Annotated in this window: 14 protein-coding genes; 13 read left to right on the forward strand and 1 reads right to left on the reverse strand. The window is 48.4% G+C overall.

Going from position 1 to position 18,710, the window contains the following annotated elements:
- Positions 1 to 136: 136 nt before the first annotated feature.
- On the reverse strand, positions 137 to 1,909 hold the full coding sequence (locus tag FE296_RS03975; RefSeq protein WP_150364283.1) for an Rqc2 family fibronectin-binding protein: 1,773 nt from the start codon (positions 1,907 to 1,909) through the stop codon (positions 137 to 139).
- A gap of 355 nt (positions 1,910 to 2,264) precedes the next feature.
- On the opposite strand from FE296_RS03975, the gene FE296_RS03980 reads away from it, so the two are divergent.
- The 13 genes from FE296_RS03980 (at position 2,265) to rlmN (ending at position 18,704) form a co-directional block, all read left to right on the forward strand.
- A complete protein-coding gene (locus FE296_RS03980) occupies positions 2,265 to 5,123 on the forward strand; it encodes a cation-translocating P-type ATPase (RefSeq protein WP_150364284.1) in 2,859 nt (952 codons plus the stop codon).
- A 183-nt stretch (positions 5,124 to 5,306) separates the two neighbouring features.
- Positions 5,307 to 6,140, forward strand: a complete 834-nt coding sequence (dapF, locus tag FE296_RS03985) for a diaminopimelate epimerase (protein ID WP_150364285.1) — start codon at positions 5,307 to 5,309, stop codon at positions 6,138 to 6,140.
- A 214-nt stretch (positions 6,141 to 6,354) separates the two neighbouring features.
- Entirely contained in the window at positions 6,355 to 8,244 is a 1,890-nt protein-coding gene (locus FE296_RS03990) for a bifunctional homocysteine S-methyltransferase/methylenetetrahydrofolate reductase (RefSeq protein ID WP_150364286.1), read from the forward strand.
- A 19-nt stretch (positions 8,245 to 8,263) separates the two neighbouring features.
- Complete coding sequence (locus tag FE296_RS03995; protein WP_091014305.1) at positions 8,264 to 9,163, forward strand: YicC/YloC family endoribonuclease; 900 nt, start codon at positions 8,264 to 8,266, stop codon at positions 9,161 to 9,163.
- Positions 9,164 to 9,214: 51 nt separating this feature from the next.
- Positions 9,215 to 9,475, forward strand: coding sequence for an extracellular matrix/biofilm regulator RemA (gene remA / locus FE296_RS04000; protein WP_006209218.1), 261 nt, complete (start codon positions 9,215 to 9,217; stop codon positions 9,473 to 9,475).
- A gap of 13 nt (positions 9,476 to 9,488) precedes the next feature.
- Positions 9,489 to 10,061: a guanylate kinase gene (gmk, locus tag FE296_RS04005; RefSeq protein WP_017687445.1), complete on the forward strand. Its 573-nt coding sequence runs from the start codon at positions 9,489 to 9,491 to the stop codon at positions 10,059 to 10,061.
- A 157-nt stretch (positions 10,062 to 10,218) separates the two neighbouring features.
- Positions 10,219 to 10,431 carry a DNA-directed RNA polymerase subunit omega gene (rpoZ, locus tag FE296_RS04010; protein WP_036614619.1) on the forward strand — a complete coding sequence of 71 codons (213 nt, stop codon included), beginning with the start codon at positions 10,219 to 10,221 and terminating at the stop codon, positions 10,429 to 10,431.
- Positions 10,432 to 10,569: 138 nt separating this feature from the next.
- Positions 10,570 to 11,805 carry a bifunctional phosphopantothenoylcysteine decarboxylase/phosphopantothenate--cysteine ligase CoaBC gene (coaBC, locus tag FE296_RS04015; RefSeq protein ID WP_124116092.1) on the forward strand — a complete coding sequence of 412 codons (1,236 nt, stop codon included), beginning with the start codon at positions 10,570 to 10,572 and terminating at the stop codon, positions 11,803 to 11,805.
- A 3-nt stretch (positions 11,806 to 11,808) separates the two neighbouring features.
- Positions 11,809 to 14,358 (forward strand): primosomal protein N', encoded by a 2,550-nt coding sequence (priA, locus tag FE296_RS04020; protein WP_124116093.1) that lies wholly within the window; start codon positions 11,809 to 11,811, stop codon positions 14,356 to 14,358.
- A 116-nt stretch (positions 14,359 to 14,474) separates the two neighbouring features.
- Entirely contained in the window at positions 14,475 to 14,963 is a 489-nt protein-coding gene (gene def / locus FE296_RS04025; RefSeq protein ID WP_017687449.1) for a peptide deformylase, read from the forward strand.
- A 12-nt stretch (positions 14,964 to 14,975) separates the two neighbouring features.
- Positions 14,976 to 15,929: a methionyl-tRNA formyltransferase gene (gene fmt, locus FE296_RS04030; RefSeq protein ID WP_124116094.1), complete on the forward strand. Its 954-nt coding sequence runs from the start codon at positions 14,976 to 14,978 to the stop codon at positions 15,927 to 15,929.
- On the forward strand, positions 15,926 to 17,404 hold the full coding sequence (gene rsmB / locus FE296_RS04035) for a 16S rRNA (cytosine(967)-C(5))-methyltransferase RsmB (protein ID WP_124116095.1): 1,479 nt from the start codon (positions 15,926 to 15,928) through the stop codon (positions 17,402 to 17,404). The genes fmt and rsmB overlap by 4 nt, the downstream gene beginning before the upstream one ends.
- Positions 17,405 to 17,663: 259 nt before the next feature.
- On the forward strand, positions 17,664 to 18,704 hold the full coding sequence (rlmN, locus tag FE296_RS04040; protein ID WP_036614609.1) for a dual-specificity RNA methyltransferase RlmN: 1,041 nt from the start codon (positions 17,664 to 17,666) through the stop codon (positions 18,702 to 18,704).
- The last annotated feature ends 6 nt before the right edge of the window (positions 18,705 to 18,710 follow it).

The raw sequence follows: 18,710 nt of genomic DNA on the forward strand, positions 1-18,710 counted from the left end.
CATAAGCTTCGCCTTTATCCCCGGATTTTCCCCTTTGGAAAAAGGGAATCGAAAAATCTGGGGATAACAGCGATTGGAAGGTTGTTCTGTCATCGCAGTGTCAGTGTAAATAATCTTTAGTTCAACTTATATAGCCTTATCCATTTTTAATCGTGGATGGCAGACTTTTGATCAATTCATCATTTGGCGTGACAAACAAGGTCTTCTGATGATCATAGATCACAAAACCTGGCTTCGCACCACTTGGTTTGCGCACATGACGGATAAATGTGTAATCCACAGGCACACTGCTGGACTCCTTGGCTTGGCTGAAATAGGCAGCAAGCTGTGCTGCTTCTTCCAATGTAGCTTCACCAAAGTCCGTACTGCGAATAACGACATGTGAACCTGGGATGTCTTTGGTATGCAGCCAGGTGTCGTTGGAAGAAGCGAGACGGTTGGTCACGTACTCATTCTGCAGGTTGTTTTTGCCCACAAGAATATCAATCCCCTCGGAGGAGGTGAACTGGTGTACGGTTGGACGGTCACTTTTCTTCTTCTTTTTACCTTTTTTATTGCGGTCACGAAGGTATCCTTGTTGCACAAGCTCGTCCCGTATTTCCTCAATATCGTTCATTGACGCAATGGACAGCTGCTGTAACAGGTTATCGAGATAGTCAATCTCGTCTTTGGTTTTGCCAAGCTGCTCATGAATCACAGCTAGACTGTTCTTGTATTTGTTATAACGCTTGAAATAACGTTGTGCGTTGTCAGACGGTGTGAGCAGTGGATCAAGCTGAATGGTAATGTTGGCTTGGTCTTCATCGTAGAAGTTCACAAGTTCCACGCTCTTGTCCCCTCTGTGGACCTGATGCAGAGAGGCAAACAGCAACTCACCCCATAGTCTGAACTTGTCTGCATCGTCCGCTTCCAGCAGATCCTTGTTCAAATTGTCCAGCTTTTTGATGTTTTTGCTTCGCTCATTCTGCAGAAAACGGAGCAGATCACTTACTCTCTGTTTAACCGTGTCCCGTTCAGCCTTGTCTCCGTAATAATCTTCCATGCACTTGCTCATCGTGTCATAGGTTTTCTCCAAGTCCTGAATGCTCTGAAGATGAACGGCCGAGAAAATCATTTTGCCTTTGGCGTTTGTTCCGGTTACAGGCGTGTAGATATGATCTCTGACAGGCCCCATCACGGCTTCAAAAGCGTTCCAGAGTGCACCAGCCTCAACTCGGCTTTCACCCTCAACCACAGCCTGAGTGCTCAATGTGCCTTCAGAAGCAATCCCGCGGGCAGCAATCTCTCCCGCAATTAGCGGGCTAAGACCGCTAAAGGAGTTCACAAGCCAGCGTGATGCCTCTTCCTCAGCGGAATGATAGCTGTCCTCGAATGCTGTACGACTCACTTCGAGCGGATTACTTTTATGTTGCTCGGGTGGGGCAGTATATGAGAATCCGGGCATGATTACCCGGTAGCTGCTGATGGAAGGAGTCACATGATGAATGCCATCCAGAATCGTTCCAGTAACGGGATCAAGCAAAATAATGTTACTGTGACGCCCCATCAATTCAATGATGATCCGTTTAACCGAAACATCCCCCAATTCGTCACGCTGGCGCACATTGATGTGGATGATACGTTCCATGCCAATCTGACGGATCTCCTCGATGATTGCACCTTCACAGTGCTTGCGGAGCAGCATGCAGAACATGGGTGCTTCCGTAGGGTTAAGGAATGTCTTTTCCGTAAAATGCACACGGGGATAGGTTGGGCTTGCCGAAACAAGCAATTTACTATTACCTCGCTGAGCACGCAGGGTGAGAACTACGTCATGACCATTCGGCTGATGGATTTTGCTAATACGTCCACCAATGCAGCCTTGCAGTTCATGAACAATGGCCCGTGTTACAATGCCGTCCAATGCCATTTTTTCCACTTCCTCTCTCTATCAGCACCTGCATTTATCATGCCAAATGCTTCATCTATATAACTGAAACGTGCAACCAGATATGTAAAAAAACAAGGACTGGATGCAGATTCTTCGTTGCTTACCTGTTGAACACTGAACATGGTACTGCGCAGAACATCGCAGACTTTTATTTTAGCCTATTCTGTCCATCAGGGAAAGGATTCACCTTCCGGGTGCTAATCACAGACCTGTCCGAATACATATAGAGCAGGTAGTTTGTCCGGCATAGTGTACAGCCTGTCGACCAGCACGCCGGTAAAGCATGTGAGCTTATTTAGCAGATGAAATACAGACTGGGAGGGAAACATGAAGCATGGAACATACCAAGTGGCATCAACTTAGTGATGAAGAGCTTCGTAACACTCTTGGCGTCAGCCCGCAGGATGGATTGACGGATGAAGCTGTAGCAGAGAAGAGGAAAGTGGCCGGTTCAAATGAACTGAGCGAGGGGAAACGCATATCGCCGATTACGTTGCTCTTGAATCAGTTCAAGGATTTTATGGTGCTGGTGTTGATGGGAGCAACGTTGGTATCCGGATTGCTGGGTGAGTATCTCGATGCGGTAACGATTGTAGCCATTATCGTACTGAATGCGATTCTGGGGTTTGTACAGGAATTCCGGGCTGAACGATCTCTTCGTGCATTGAAACAGTTGTCTGCACCTCTTGCCAAAGTGCTTCGTTCAGGCCAGGAAGTACATCTTGCTGCCAAACAACTTGTGCCCGGGGATATTGTCATGGTGGAGAGTGGGGATCGCATACCTGCTGATGTGCGCTGGCTGCAAACGAACAGTCTGGATGTGGAGGAGTCGGCACTTACCGGGGAATCGGTTCCTGTAAGCAAACATTGCCTTCCGATTGCCGATGAGGACGTTCCGCTGGGTGATCAGAAGAATATTGGTTTTATGGGAACCATGGTCACTCGTGGTACGGCCAAAGGTGTGGTTATCCGTACGGGGATGGAGACGGAGATGGGCAAAATTGCCGATCTGATCCAAAATACGGAGGAGCAGGAAACACCCTTACAGCACAGACTGGAACAACTTGGAAAAATTCTGATTTTTGTCGCATTGGGATTAACTATTATGGTTGTCGTCGCCGGGATATTGCACGGACAACCAGCCGTTGGCATGTTCCTGGCAGGGGTCAGCCTCGCGGTGGCTGCCATACCGGAGGGTCTGCCGGCTATTGTAACCATTGCACTTGCACTAGGCGTGCAGCGTATGATCAAACGTAAAGCCATAGTACGCAAATTGCCTTCTGTCGAAACTCTGGGCTGTGCATCCGTAATCTGTTCGGATAAAACTGGCACGCTCACTCAGAACAAGATGACGGTAACGGATGTGTGGCTGGAGGGACGTAACATCAAGGTTACCGGGGATGGTTATGCACCTGAAGGACAGATGCTGGAGAACGGTCGAACGGTAGAACTGAAGAGTGACCAGTCGCTACGCAGAATGCTCCAGATCAGCGCGCTTTGCAACAATGCCAGTATTGTCGAGAGTGTTGCAAGCGAGGTGGGGAGCAAGAAAAAGGGCAAGGATACCAAAAAGGACGGCAAGAAAAACACAAAAAAAGGTGATCTCCAAGAAGAAACCGTTCAACGAGACAATGTATTCTGGGAGCTGAAAGGTGATCCGACGGAAGGGGCACTGGTCACACTGGCCTCCAAAATGGGGCTTACTCCAGCCGGACTCAAAGAGTTGTATGCCCGCCAGCAGGAATTCCCGTTTGATTCGGAGCGAAAACGCATGTCGGTCCTGGTTCATCATCAGGGAGGCCGAATGATCTACACCAAAGGTGCACCGGATGTGTTAATCGGACACTGCAGTTATATTTTGTGGGAAGGCAAGGTCGTACCTTTCACTGGAACGCTGCGGCAGAAAGTGATGGCAGCTAACGAGAGCATGGCTGGAGCAGCACTGCGTGTCCTCGGAATGGCCTATCGTGAAGTGAGGAAGGAAGAAAAAGTGGCAGACGAACAAGCCGCCGAGAGTCAGCTTGTCTTCGTAGGGCTTGCAGGTATGATTGATCCGCCGCGTCGTGAAGTGCGAGATGCGATTGCCACATGCCGCAAGGCGGGGATACGAACTGTCATGATCACAGGTGACCATGGAACAACGGCAGAAGCCATTGCTCATCAACTCGGGATTCTTCCACGTGGAGGTGCCTCCTTAAGTGGTCAGCAGCTGGCAGGCATGACAGACGAGCAACTGGATAAACAGGTAGAGGGCATATACGTGTTCTCCAGGGTATCTCCTGAACATAAGCTTCGCATCGTGAAGTCATTGCAGCGCAAAGGGCATGTCGTTGCCATGACGGGTGATGGAGTCAATGATGCCCCAGCCATTAAAGCAGCAGACATCGGGATCGCGATGGGCATTACGGGTACAGATGTCACGAAGGAAGCTTCGGCGCTGATTCTGAGTGATGATAACTTCTCAACGATCGTGGCTGCCATTGAAGAAGGCCGTAATATTTATGAGAACATTCGCAAGTTTATCCGTTATTTGCTGGCATCAAACGTGGGTGAGATTTTGACAATGTTCTTTGCGATGATGATGGGCTTGCCGCTACCACTCGTACCTATTCAGATTCTGTGGGTTAACCTGGTGACAGATGGTTTGCCTGCAATGGCGCTCGGGGTAGATCAGCCTGAGAAAGATTTGATGGAACACAAACCCCGTGGTGCCAAGGAAAATATTTTTGCCCGCAGACTGGGTTGGAAAATCGTCAGCCGGGGTGTATTGATTGGATTATGTACACTCGGAGCGTTCTGGCTTACCCTTCAGGCTGCACCGGATAATCCGGGTCAACTGATCAAGGCACAGTCTGTGGCTTTTGCTACACTCGTTTTGGCGCAGCTTATTCATGTCTTTGATTGCCGTAGTTCGCGTTCGATCTTCCACCGGAATCCTTTACAGAACAAATATCTGGTTCTTGCCGTGATTTCGTCGGTTGTACTGATGCTGGTTGTGATGTACGTTGAACCGTTGCAGCCGATCTTTAAAACCGTACCACTTGGCTTGCGTGAATGGGCGATCTGTATCGTTGCTGCGGGCATTCCAACGTTCCTTATGGGCGCAGGCAGCGTGTGGGGTGGTCGTCGTAACCGCCGCCGTATGGGTGGTTCTGGCCGCTTCGTACCGAAAAGTACAAAGTTTTCGGCATAAAATCAATACCTTTTCCTGACCTATTTCGTTATGCTATCCTCAAAATGATTCGAAGCGGAAGCTTTGGCATTTTGCAGGATAGCTTTTTTTGTGTAAATGTTGAATATGAATTTCTATGGTAATCCTGTAGAAGAGCAAGAATATAGCTTTGGCAGCAGACTGCCAAAAGGAGTGGGCAAGATTATGGAATTTACGAAAATGCATGGACTTGGTAACGATTTTATCGTTGTATTTGGTGAAAAGGAGCTTCCGGCAGATGCAGCAGAATTGGCTGTGAAATGGTGCAACCGTTTCTTTGGCATCGGTGCGGACGGCCTGGTTTATATACTGCCTTCGGAGAAGGCGGACTTTCAGATGCGCATCATGAATTCGGACGGTTCGGAAGCAGAGCAGTGCGGTAATGCCATCCGCTGTGTATCCAAATATGTATACGATCATGGTCACGTGAACCAGGAGCAGATCACCATTGAAACGATTGGTGCAGGGGTACAACCTGTGAGTCTCAACATTCGTGATGGTAAAGTGGAAACGGTTCGTGTCGATATGGGTGAGCCGATCCTGAACGGTCTTCAAGTGCCTACAACGGTGGATGCCAACCCAGTGGTTGATCACTACATTGAAGCAAATGGACATGCGTTCAAATTCACTGCCGTATCCATGGGTAACCCACATGCGGTTATCTATGTTGATGATGCTGTTAATTTTGATCTCACAACTTGGGGCCCACTTCTTGAAGTGCATCCCATGTTTCCAAAAAAAATCAATGTGGAATTCGCAACAGTTCGTGACCGTGGATATGTGGACATGCGTGTATGGGAACGCGGAGCGGGCCCAACACTTGCTTGTGGAACCGGAGCTTGTGCAACACTGGTATCCTCTGTCCTGAATGGACATACAGATCGTACAGCAGTCATCAGCCTCAAGGGTGGGGATATCCACATTGAGTGGAACGAAGCTGACAATCATGTGTACATGACTGGACCGGCTGAAGTTGTTTTTAAGGGAATTACATCATAATAAGAGAACGGTGTAACCCAAGAGGCCTTGCGGGCCTCTTTTTTTTGTTTAAGGACAGTGCGTGTCTCCTGTACAGAGACATATTGGGTGTTATGTGGAAAGAAAGTCCTTATGAGCTGGATATTCAACAAAAACCTTTGTTTTTCTTCGTTTTTTAGCGTTTTTTGTGTTACATTAGTATGTAAATGATCACAGCTAGGCGGGGGGAAATGGGATGAAGGCGGATTTGCGCAAAGTTATGCAGGAACGGGTTCTCGTTGGAGATGGGGCCATGGGAACATTTCTGTACCAAATGGGGTTCCCAGTGGGGATTTCATATGAAGAATTGAACTTGATTTCACCTGAAGTAGTGGCGGATGTACATCGCCGTTATCGGGATGCAGGTACAGAAATATTTGAAACAAATACGTATTCTGCCAATTACGACAAGTTGTCCAAGTTCGGTCTGGAGTCCAAGGTGGAGGACGTGAACCGTGCCGGCGTACGCATTGCCAAAGAGGTAGCTGGGGATACCGGTTATGTGCTTGGTGCAGTTGGTTCCATTCGAGGGGGCAAGCGGACGAACGTGTCAACGAGTGAACTGAAGCGCTTTTATCAACAACAGATCTCTGCACTGCTTGATGAAGGCGTGGATGGCATTTTGCTTGAAACCTTTTATGATATCGAGGAAATGGATATTGCCCTTTTACAAGCGCGCAAGCTGAGTGATTTGCCTGTAATTGGACAGTTCGCTGTAGAGGATGTAGGACATACACTGGACGGATATACGATGCCTGAAGCCTTCCGGATTATGCGGGAGCAGGGCGCGGACGTCATTGGTTTTAACTGTCGCTCAGGTCCAAACGGGATTATGCGTGCCATGGAAACCGTCTCCGGACGTATTGGTATTCCAATGTCTGTTTATCCAAATGCGGGTGCAGCAGATTATGTAGATGGCCAGTTCCGTTATGGTGCAACTCCGGAGTACTTTGGTCAGACGGCAGTGCAATTTGCCGAACTGGGCGCTCGTATTATCGGCGGTTGCTGTGGTACGACACCTGATCATATTACCGCTATGAAAGAGGCGCTTGCTGACTATATACCTTCGCCTATTTTGGAGCCTGATCCGTCAGAATCCAAACCGCGTATTGTGCTGCATGAACATGTGGATGAGCGTTCCGGACGTGGAGGTCAGCCTACGATTGTCGATCTGGTCAAGCAGCGTCACACGGTCATTGTTGAACTTGACCCGCCGCGTGACTTGGACATTGCCAAGTTCATGAAAGGTGCCGAGACATTAAAAGCAGCAGGAGCAGATGCCCTGACATTGGCCGATAATTCACTCGCGGTTACACGGATGAGCAACATGGCGCTGGGTCACCTTGTTCAGGATCGCACGGGCCTTCGTCCATTGGTGCACATTGCCTGCCGTGACCGGAATCTGATTGGAACGCAGTCACACATGATGGGGTTTGATGCTCTGGGGATTAATCATGTACTGGCTGTAACAGGAGATCCAGCAAGGTTTGGAGATCTGCCGGGTTCAAGCTCGGTGTACGATCTGACTTCTTTTGAAATCATACGCATGATCAAACAGTTGAACGATGGTGTGGCTTTCTCAGGTAAACCGCTGAAGCAGAAAGCTGGTTTTGTCATCGGAGCAGCATTTAATCCTAATGTGAAATACTTGGAGAAAGCTGTACAACGTCTGGAGAAGAAAATTGCCTCTGGCGCTGATTACATCATGACACAACCGATCTATGATCCTGAGTTGATTGTAGCAATGCACGAAGCGACCAAACATCTGGATGTGCCCATTTTTATAGGTGTAATGCCGCTGGCGAGTGGACGGAATGCAGAGTATCTGCACAACGAGGTTCCCGGAATTCAGCTTTCGGATGAAGTACGTTCCCGTATGGCAGGTCTGGAAGGCGAAGAAGGCCGTGCGATGGGGGTAAAAATTGCCAAAGAATTGCTGGACGTAGCAACAGCGCATTTCAAAGGGATCTATCTTATGACACCGTTTATGTTCTACGGTATGACGGCCGAACTGACTCAGTACGTATGGGAGAAGTCGGAGCATCAATGTCCTACTTGTTTCAACCCTAATAATCAATTACAATAGTAAAACGGATGTGATGCCGATGTCATTCAGTATGACCGGATACGGTCAATCCGCCTTTCATTTTGGCGGCTATAAGGTACAATTAGAGATCAAATCTGTTAATCATCGTTATTGCGAAGTGATGATGCGTCTGCCAAGAGAGTGGACGTATTATGAAGACGGTTTGAGGAAAATCGTACAGAGTCGTTTGAAACGTGGGCGGATTGATGTTTATGTAATGAAAGAAAAAGAGGAAGACCAGGCTCTTCCCGCTGTTCTGAATGAACAGACGGTCAGGGCCTATCTGCAGGCTGCAGAGCAACTGGAGACCCAATATGGAATGCAGGGCAAACCAAGTATTGTGGATATGCTTGGGCTGCCGGACGTCATGGTTCATTCGGATGGGACAAGTTCCATTTCCGAAGAGCAGAAGGACGAATGGGAGCGAGTTCTGCAGGAAGGATTGAAAGAGGCTCTGTCCAGCCTTGAACAGATGCGCGCTCGCGAGGGTCTTCATCTGGCCAGTGATCTGGAACGGCGGATTACCCGTCTGGAGTCACTGCATACCGAGATGCTTGATCTTGCACCGACTGTGGTAAGTGATTACCGCAACAAGCTAAGACAGAGGCTTACGGAAATGCAGGAAGAAGGCTCTTTCCCTTTTGATGAGCATAAATTGGGTATGGAAATTGCAATGTTTGCCGATCGTTCTAACATAGAAGAGGAGCTTACGCGTCTACAGAGTCACTTTGGACAGAGCAGGGAACTGCTGAAGAGTGATGAGCCTGTAGGTCGTAAATTGGACTTTCTAATTCAAGAGATGAATCGGGAAGTCAATACGATTGGATCAAAAGCCAACCATTTGGCTCTGGTGAATCGTGTTGTCGAGATGAAGGCGGAGCTGGAGAAGATTCGTGAGCAAGCTGCGAATATCGAATGAACGGCCAAATTTCGGCAAAAGAGTCGCATGTATAGGGGGAAGAACCTGATTATGGCAATCAAACTCATTAACATTGGATTCGGTAACATCGTATCGGCGAACCGGATTATATCCATCGTGAGTCCGGAATCTGCGCCGATCAAGAGAATTATACAAGAGGCAAGAGATCGTCACATGCTGATTGATGCAACGTACGGAAGACGTACTCGTGCCGTAATTATTACGGATAGCGATCATGTCATTTTGTCTGCAGTTCAGCCTGAGACGGTCGCCCATCGTCTTTCTTCGAAAGATGATGATAACGACGAATAAAATGGAGTGTAATATGTCTAAGGGATTACTGGTAGTGTTGTCCGGCCCATCTGGGGTCGGAAAGGGTACTGTATGCAGCGCTTTGCGCAAACGGGTGCCGGAATTGATCTATTCCGTATCGGCGACAACCCGTCAGCCTCGTCTTGGTGAAGAACATGGTGTGAACTATTTCTTCAGAAGTCATGAAGAGTTCCAGAACATGATTGCTGAAGATCAATTGTTGGAACATGCGGAGTATGTTGGTAATTATTACGGAACACCGCGTGATTTTGTAGAGAAAACGATTAACGAAGGCCGCGACATCATTCTGGAGATTGAGGTTCAAGGCGCGTTAAAAGTGAAAGAGAAATTCCCGGAAGGGATCTTTGTTTTCCTGCTTCCTCCTTCATTGGACGAGCTGAAAGATCGCATTCAGGGCCGTGGTACCGAAAGCCAAGCGACCATTGATCACCGGATGTCCGTGGCGGTTGATGAGATCAGTCTGCTGGAGCAGTATGATTACGCTGTTGTTAATGATGAAATTGATTTGGCGTGCAAGAGAATAGAAAGCATCATAATCGCCGAACATTGTAAGATCAATAAATAATCCCTTTTGCCGCTGCAGAATGCGATATAAGTGGGGCAGTTGTCATATCATATACTGAAGCACTCCTTCTCGGAATGCCCGGGTGTGAAGACATGCCACATCAGTTCTGTCAGGCGGCAACTTGCGATTATACTAATGCGAAGAGGTGTTTGTTAATATGCTGTATCCTTCTATTGATGAAATGATGAACAAAGTCGACAGCAAGTATTCCCTTGTTGTTGCTGCTTCCCGCCGGGCTAGACAGCTACGTGAAGGTGAAAAAACGGATTTAAGAGGTGCGAGATCCCATAAACAAGTTGGCGTTGCACTGGAAGAAATCTATGGAGACCTGCTCGTTGTCATCAAAGGACAGGACGAAGAAGAAGAGTAAGCCGCCTGCGGCTGCTCTTCAACTGCATACGGCGCAAGCCGGATTAATTGACAACCGCGAGGTTGTTATTTTTTTACGAATAAGCATATTTTAACGGAATCTTACTTAGACGTCGTATAAATATCGGGGGAAATAAACATGTTGAACGGTAAAAAAATCGTGCTTGGTGTGACTGGCGGCATAGCCGCTTACAAAGCGGCAACATTATGCAGCAGACTGGTGCAAAAGGGAGCGGATGTTCATGTGATTATGACAGCTTCCGCTACACAGTTTATTACCGAATTGACGCTGCAAACGTTGACCCGAAACACCGTATATACCGATACATTTGATGAGCGTGAACCAGCAGTCGTATCTCATATTCATCTGGCCGATCTGGCGGATCTTGTTCTGGTTGCTCCGGCAACTGCCAATGTGATTGCCAAGATGGCGCATGGCATGGCAGATGATATGCTCTCAACGACTCTTCTTGCGACGACAGCCCCTGTCATGATTGCTCCAGCGATGAATGTACATATGTATGATCATCCAGCTGTAAAGCATAATATGAACCTGCTTGTTGAACGGGGCGCCATGATGATTGAACCGGGTGAAGGTCTGCTTGCGTGTGGATATGTGGGCAAGGGACGTCTGGAAGAACCGGAGAGCATTGTGGATGTGGTGGAACGTTTCTTTGAACAGCGCGAGTCTGCAGACATTAGCCGGCAGGGACAAGCTCCATTGTTACATGGCAAGAAGGTTGTTGTTACGGCTGGCGGTACGATTGAGCGCATTGACCCAGTACGATACATTACGAACGATTCATCTGGCAAAATGGGATTTGCCATAGCCGCAGCTGCGCGTGATCTGGGGGCAGATGTGAAATTGGTTATGGGCAATACCCAAGCCGAGCCACCGGAGAACATTGAGTTGATCCCTGTACAGTCTGCACAGGATATGTATGAAGCCGTATCACGCGAGTGGGACGATGCTGATATCGTGGTTAAGGCGGCGGCAGTTGCCGATTATCGTCCAAAGGAAGTTTACACCGAGAAGATCAAGAAGAAAGGCGACACGTTGTCGCTCGAACTTGTTAAAAATATAGATATTCTTGAAACGCTGGGCAAACAGAAAAGCCATCAGTTTTTGATTGGTTTTGCTGCGGAGACTCAGTCGGTTGAGATGTATGCACGTGAGAAACTGGAACGGAAAAACTGTGATCTGATCGTAGCCAATGACGTAACCCGCACGGGTGCAGGATTTGGAACAGACACCAACGCGGTACATATCTATGACCGGGAAGGTTTGGTGGAGGAGCTTCAAGTGATGGCCAAGGACGATGTGGCTCATCGGTTGCTTCGGATTGCGGCGGAGCGCATTGCCGGGAGGAATTAGGATATGGAGATTGCCAAGGTCATAGTCGATGTTCCCGTGAAGGAAACAGACCGGCCGTTTGATTACCTGGTACCTGAATCGATGAGGGAATGGATCGAGATTGGCAGCCGGGTGGGTGTACCTTTTGGTCATCGGACGGTACAGGGATTCGTGATTGATCTTGTGCCGCGTACCGGAGATGAAACATTCAAGCTTAAGCAGATTCAGGAGTTGCTGGACATTGTTCCCCCGTTGTCAAAAGATTTGGTTGAGTTGGCCGAATGGATGAGTGGACGTTATGCCAGTAACCGGATTTTGTCATTGCAGGTCATGGTGCCGACGGCATTGAAAGGGAAAGCAGAGCGATACATCTCGCTGGGAGATGCACTTGATGGACAGATGGCGGGTGCACAACCGGATGATGAGGTGTTATTTGTTTGGGGAGAAGAGTCTACGACCGAGAAAGTACAGCAGGATATCATCCGTTTTGTCAAAAGTCGGGGTCAGGTACCGCTGCAACAACTGAGTCGAAAATATCCCAATCATGCTGCACTAATTAAGAAATTACTGCTTGGTGGCGTGCTGCTGGAAAGTCAGGCCATCAAGGACAAGTTAAATAAAAAAACGATGAAGTCCGTTGATCTGGCTGTAGATATTGCTGCTGCTCAGGAAGCACTTGCTTCATTCCCGGCGAAAGCACAGCGGCAGAAGGAGATTCTGGCTTTTTTGCTGGAAATGAAAGAACTGCTGCCCATGCCGATGAAAGAAGTGTTATCTACACTACAGGTATCGGCCGCAACGATTAAAGGGCTTGAGGAAAAGGGATTGATCGTCACCGAGGACGTTGAGGTCTTTCGTGACCCTTATCAGGGCAGGAAGTTCAAAGCGACTGAACCGCTGGTTCTGACCGATGAACAAAAACTTGTCTACGACAATATCAATGGCCGATTGCAGGAACAACGCCATGGGGTGTTTTTGTTACATGGTGTTACCGGAAGTGGCAAGACGGAAGTCTATCTTCAAACCATTCAACAATGCATCGAGCAGGGTCGGCAAGCTATCGTTCTGGTGCCCGAGATTGCACTCACACCACAGATGGTAGAACGTTTTAAAGGGCGATTTGGGGACCAGGTTGCTGTTATGCACAGTCGTCTGTCTGGCGGTGAGCGTTATGATGAATGGCGCAAGATTCGTGAGGGTCAGGTGAAGGTTGCGATTGGGGCGCGTTCAGCTGTATTTGCTCCGTTCAGTCGGCTTGGGTTGATCATTATGGATGAGGAACACGAGACTTCCTACAAACAGGAGGAAACGCCGAAATATCATGCCCGTGATGTAGCGGTAAAAAGAGCACAGCAGCACCAGGCCGTAGTTGTTCTGGGTTCAGCGACACCTTCGCTGGAAAGTTATTATGCGGCACGCTCGCAGAGTAATGATGATTTTGCACCACTCTTGCTGGAGATGCCAACACGAGCACTAGGGAACAAACTGCCTGAAGTGCGGATCGTTGACATGCGTGAAGAGTTGAAGGATGGCAACCGCTCCATGTTCAGCAGGGCTTTGCATAAAGGGCTGGAGGAGCGTTTGGAACGTGGTGAACAAACGGTGCTTCTGCTGAATCGCCGTGGATATTCGACCTTTGTCATGTGCCGAAGTTGTGGATATGTGGCAGGTTGTCCGGAATGTGATATTTCATTGACGTACCATCAGCGCTCGAATAATCTCCGTTGTCATTACTGCGGGTATGCGGAAGCGGCTCCGGAAGTGTGTCCGGACTGTGGAAGTGAGCATATTCGATACTTTGGTACAGGTACGCAGCGAGTCGAGGAAGAGCTTGCCAAGCTCTTCCCGGGTATTCGGGTCATTCGGATGGATGTGGATACAACAACGGAAAAAGGGGCTCACGAGAAGCTGCTGAAACAGTTTCGTGAGAAAAAGGCGGATGTATTGCTGGGCACCCAGATGGTTGCGAAGGGGCTTGATTTCCCGGATGTAACCCTGGTTGGCGTAATAACAGCGGATTCAGCGTTGAATTTACCTGATTTCCGTGCTGCGGAAAAGACGTTTCAGTTATTAACACAGGTAGCTGGCCGAGCTGGTCGGCACCAATTGCCTGGTGAAGTGTTTGTTCAGTCCTATACGCCGGAACACTACTCCATTGGCCATGCGAGTCAGCATGACTACGTGTCGTTTGTACGTGAGGAATTGCTGCACCGTCGCAATTTGCAATATCCGCCTTACTGTCGCCTGATTCTGGTGACCTTTTCGCATGAGCAGCTTCCGGTATTGATTCGTCTTGCCGAGAACTATACGCGAATACTGAAAGAGAAGGCTAATGCGGCCGGATGGCTCGGCAGTCTGGATCGATTCAGCAATGATGCCTTTGATGTACTAGGGCCGGTAGCGTCTCCGATTCCTCGGATCAAGAATAGATACAGATTCCAATGTATGATAAAATGGCGGGGGGATGTAGACGCCATAGGACTCGCTCTGGCAACGGCCCGGCGCATGGACGATGATGTTCAGGCACAGAAATTGCTTATTAGTCTGGATGTAGACCCGCAAATGTTAATGTAAGCATTTTGCAGCAATGCGGATGTAAACAAGCGGTATAAACATAGATTAAAATGAATACCCCAAAAATACAGATATCGTCCTGAAATTATGATGAGGATTAGGAAGGTGCTTACAACATGTCGATTCGCATTATCGTGCAAGAACCAGATGAGGTGCTCCACAAGAGAGCCAAAGAAGTAACCAAAATTACACCAAATGTACAAAAATTGCTGGATGATATGGCTGATACCATGTACGATGCAGAAGGTGTGGGTCTTGCTGCGCCGCAGGTTGGTATTTTGAAACGTCTGATTGTTATCGACGCAGGTGATGAGCAAGGGCTGATCAAGATGATTAACCCGGAGATTATTGCAAGTGAGGGAGAGCAATTTGGACCGGAAGGTTGTCTGAGTATCCCTGGAATTAATGGTGATGTTCGCCGTTTCGAGACCGTTACGGTTAAAGGTCTGGATCGTGAAGGCAAAGAGCTGATTATTACGGGTAGTGGCTTGCTGTCCCGTGCATTCCAGCATGAGATTGATCATCTGGATGGCGTACTCTTTACGGATGTCGCCGAGAAAGTGTACGAAATTGCAGCCGATCAAACGGGACCGCGTCGTAATTAAGGAGTGATCGATTTGAATATTGTTTTTATGGGAACACCTGAATTTGCAGTTCCTTCTCTCGATATGCTGATTGCAGAGGGATACAATGTGGTGGGTGTCGTGACTCAGCCTGATAAACCACAGGGACGCAAAAAAGTACTTACGCCAACACCGGTTAAGGCCGCGGCAGAACGCCATGGTCTGCCGGTGTTTCAACCTGTTAAATTGCGTGATCCGGAAGCCGTAGCCCGCTTGGCTGAATGGAAGCCGGATCTGATCGTGACCGCGGCCTTTGGACAGATTCTGCCCAAAGCTGTGCTGGATATGCCTGTTCGCGGTTGTGTGAACGTACATGGCTCTCTTCTGCCAAAATATCGCGGAGGAGCCCCGATCCAACGTTCCATTATTAACGGGGAATCCGTGACAGGAGTCACATTGATGTATATGGCTGAAGGCCTGGACACCGGAGATATGATCTCGCGTGTGGAACTGCCGATTACGGATGAAGATACATCAGGATCGATGTTTGATAAATTAAGTGAGGCTGGTTCCAAACTGCTTCAGGCAGAAATGCCACGATTGATTGCAGGCGAGACAACGGCGGTCCCTCAGGATGATGCCGAGGCTTCGTATGCTCGTAATCTGACTCGGGATGACGAGAAAATGGACTGGAATCGTACTTCACGCGAACTGTTCAATCAGATTCGTGGTCTTGTGCCGTTCTCCGGTGCATTTACGATGTGGGATGATCAGGTCTTTAAAGTCTGGGCTGCGGCTAACCCGGATCAGGTGGATCTGGCAACTTCTTCGGATGCTGGACAAGCAGAGCCGGGAACCGTGCTGCAATTGAGCAAAGCAGGGATTGAAGTTCGTACAGGTAATGGGTCTCTGTGGTTGACTGAGGTGCAGCCTGCAGGCAAAAAGGTGATGCAGGCCGCTGACTTTGCTCGCGGTGGTACACTGAAACCTGGAACGGTGCTGCGATGAGCGGTAACATACCAGGTCGTTCGTCAGGAAAAGGCCAGAAAGCTACTGGAAATTCATCCGGGCGTGAAGGAAACCGTCATCCTAATTCGGGTAAATCGGGTGGTGCATCTCGCTCCCAGAAACCCAAAACATCTGCTCGTGCATTGGCAGTCAAGGTTCTGAGTGCTGTTGAGCAAGATGGAGCATACAGTAATCTGGAGTTGAACCGTCGTCTGAAGGAGGCGGATCTAAGCCCCGCAGATGCTGGACTGGCTACCGAATTGGTGTATGGAACAATCGCTAGATTGAATACACTTGATTATTTTCTGGAACGTTACGTCGCCAAAGGAGTATCCAAACTGCAACCGTGGGTTCGTAGCCTGCTGCGAATCAGCGTATATCAGATGATATACCTGGATCGTATTCCGGAGCATGCCGTGGTGAGCGAAGCGGTTAATCTGGCGAAGAAACTGGGCCATCAGGGAATCTCGGGTATGGTGAATGGTGTACTTCGCAATATGATCCGTAATCGGGATGAACTTCGTATTCCAGAACATCTGCCTGTTGCCGAACGTATTTCACTTGAGCATTCCCACCCGTTATGGATGGTTAAACGCTGGATTGCCCAGTACGGCGAGGAGACGGCGGAAGCGATCTGTCGTGCGAATAATGAGCCTCCAGCAGTGAGTGTCCGAGTCAATACAACAATGACCACACGGGAGAAACTGATGCATGAGATGGCAAGCACGGGTGCAGTCGTTGAAGCTTCTCAGTTGAGTTCCGATGGTATTCTTGTGCGTAGTGGCGGAAATATGGCTCTAACGTCCTGGTATCGGGACGGCCTGTTCTCTGTACAGGACGAAAGTTCCATGCTCGTCGCTGAAGCGGTTGCGCCTGTAGAAGACCAGCTTGTATTGGATTGCTGCGCAGCTCCAGGTGGTAAAACAGCTCACATGGCTGAAAAAATGCACGATCGTGGTCGTATTGTCGCTAACGATGTACATGCTCATAAGCGCCAGTTGATCCTGGATCAGGCGGAGCGTCTCGGTCTGAGTTGCATCGATGCGGTAACTGGAGATGCTCTTGATCTGAACGAGCGGTATCCGGAAGCGTCGTTTGATCGCATTTTGCTGGATGCACCATGTTCGGGTCTAGGTGTTATTCGCCGCAAGCCTGATGTGAAATGGACCAAAACCGTAGAAGATATCGAAGATATCGCAGGTTTGCAGCGTGAACTGCTTGATCGGGTTGCGCCGTTGTTAAAACCAGGTGGTATTCTGGTGTATAGCACGTGTACGATTGAGCCTGCTGAGAATGAGGATATGATTGCAGATTTCTTGAATCGACATCCGGAATATAGTCCAGCAGAAACATCGGTCTGGTCCGAATCGGAGACAGTGAATTTGAAGGCCGTGAACGGTGGTATTCAGATTTTGCCACAATACGCTCACAGCGACGGTTTTTTCATCGCACGGTTGACAAAAACAGCGGAATAACAGTTTAATAGAGCACGGAAGCATGACCGCCGAGGGGAACTTCGGCGGATTTCTTTGTGATGGGACTTCGATATAATTGTCAGAGAAAAGTGATGACAGGGTGCGATGGCGGCATTGAGGTGTTATAATGCATGAAGTACAGATATCAAGGGTATACATGGATGTAACGTGGTCTTTGTGATAGAATAGGACGAATGGAACGAAAAGAAGGAAGCCAAACGAAAAGAAAAGAAAAGAAGGAATAGGTGTTGACAACAAAATGAAACCTTTTATATATGATTATTCTCTGGAACAATTGCAGCAATGGGCTGTGGAGAACGGGGAGCCGGCGTTTCGCGGTGGTCAAATCTTTGACTGGATTTATGTAAAACGCGTGAATGATTTCAGTGAAATGACCAATTTGTCCAAGCCATTGCGTGAAAAACTAACAGAGCAATTTGAATTCGTAACGCTTAAGGAAATTACCAAGTTTGAATCCAAGGATGGAACGGTTAAATTCCTCTTTGGTCTTCATGATGATCATGCCATTGAGACGGTAATCATGAAGCATAACTACGGGAACAGCATCTGTGTAACCACACAGGTTGGTTGTCGTATTGGTTGTACGTTCTGTGCCTCCACATTGGGTGGTCTCAAGCGTAACCTTACGGCTGGGGAGATTGTTGCCCAGGTTGTACAGGCTCAGAAAATTCTGGATGAACGCGGCGAGCGTGTCAGCAGCATTGTAATCATGGGTTCGGGTGAACCTTTCGAAAACTATGAAGCAACGATGACTTTCCTGCGCATTATGATCCATGAAAAAGGACTGAACATTGGTCAGCGGCACATCACGGTATCAACGAGCGGAATTGTTCCGAACATCTATAAGTTTGCGGATGAAGATACACAGATTAACCTCGCCATTTCGATCCATGCACCAAATGATGCACTGCGTTCGAAATTGATGCCGGTTAACCGTCGTTTTCCTTTTGAAGACGTGATGGAGTCCCTTCGTTATTATCTGGCCAAAACAGGTCGGAGAATTACGTTTGAGTATGCACTTATTGGTGGGGTAAACGATCAGCCAGAGCATGCAGCAGAACTGGCAAGTGTGCTTAAGAACATGTTGTGCCACGTGAACCTGATTCCGGTTAACCATGTACCTGAACGCAAATACGTAAGAACATCGAGAAGCGACATTTTCAATTTTCAGAAGATTCTCTCGGAACAGGGTGTTAATGTAACCATTCGTCGTGAACAGGGACATGATATTGCTGCCGCTTGCGGTCAGCTTCGTGCAAAGCATATGGAGTTGAGGTGAGAACGT

The sequence above is a fragment of the Paenibacillus sp. UASWS1643 genome (genome assembly GCF_008693195.1).
Taxonomy (GTDB): domain Bacteria; phylum Bacillota; class Bacilli; order Paenibacillales; family Paenibacillaceae; genus Paenibacillus; species Paenibacillus amylolyticus_B.

Bases quoted from the DNA above. Each gene is read 5' to 3' on its own strand.
- gmk (WP_017687445.1), top strand. From the start codon at position 9,489: ATGTCTAAGGGATTACTGGTAGTGTTGTCCGGCCCATCTGGGGTCGGA.
- coaBC (WP_124116092.1), top strand. From the start codon at position 10,570: ATGTTGAACGGTAAAAAAATCGTGCTTGGTGTGACTGGCGGCATAGCC.
- FE296_RS03995 (WP_091014305.1), top strand. From the start codon at position 8,264: ATGTCATTCAGTATGACCGGATACGGTCAATCCGCCTTTCATTTTGGC.
- dapF (WP_150364285.1), top strand. From the start codon at position 5,307: ATGGAATTTACGAAAATGCATGGACTTGGTAACGATTTTATCGTTGTA.
- FE296_RS03980 (WP_150364284.1), top strand. From the start codon at position 2,265: ATGGAACATACCAAGTGGCATCAACTTAGTGATGAAGAGCTTCGTAAC.
- FE296_RS03975 (WP_150364283.1), bottom strand. From the start codon at position 1,909: ATGGCATTGGACGGCATTGTAACACGGGCCATTGTTCATGAACTGCAA.
- rpoZ (WP_036614619.1), top strand. From the start codon at position 10,219: ATGCTGTATCCTTCTATTGATGAAATGATGAACAAAGTCGACAGCAAG.
- def (WP_017687449.1), top strand. From the start codon at position 14,475: ATGTCGATTCGCATTATCGTGCAAGAACCAGATGAGGTGCTCCACAAG.
- rlmN (WP_036614609.1), top strand. From the start codon at position 17,664: ATGAAACCTTTTATATATGATTATTCTCTGGAACAATTGCAGCAATGG.
- rsmB (WP_124116095.1), top strand. From the start codon at position 15,926: ATGAGCGGTAACATACCAGGTCGTTCGTCAGGAAAAGGCCAGAAAGCT.
- remA (WP_006209218.1), top strand. From the start codon at position 9,215: ATGGCAATCAAACTCATTAACATTGGATTCGGTAACATCGTATCGGCG.
- priA (WP_124116093.1), top strand. From the start codon at position 11,809: ATGGAGATTGCCAAGGTCATAGTCGATGTTCCCGTGAAGGAAACAGAC.
- FE296_RS03990 (WP_150364286.1), top strand. From the start codon at position 6,355: ATGAAGGCGGATTTGCGCAAAGTTATGCAGGAACGGGTTCTCGTTGGA.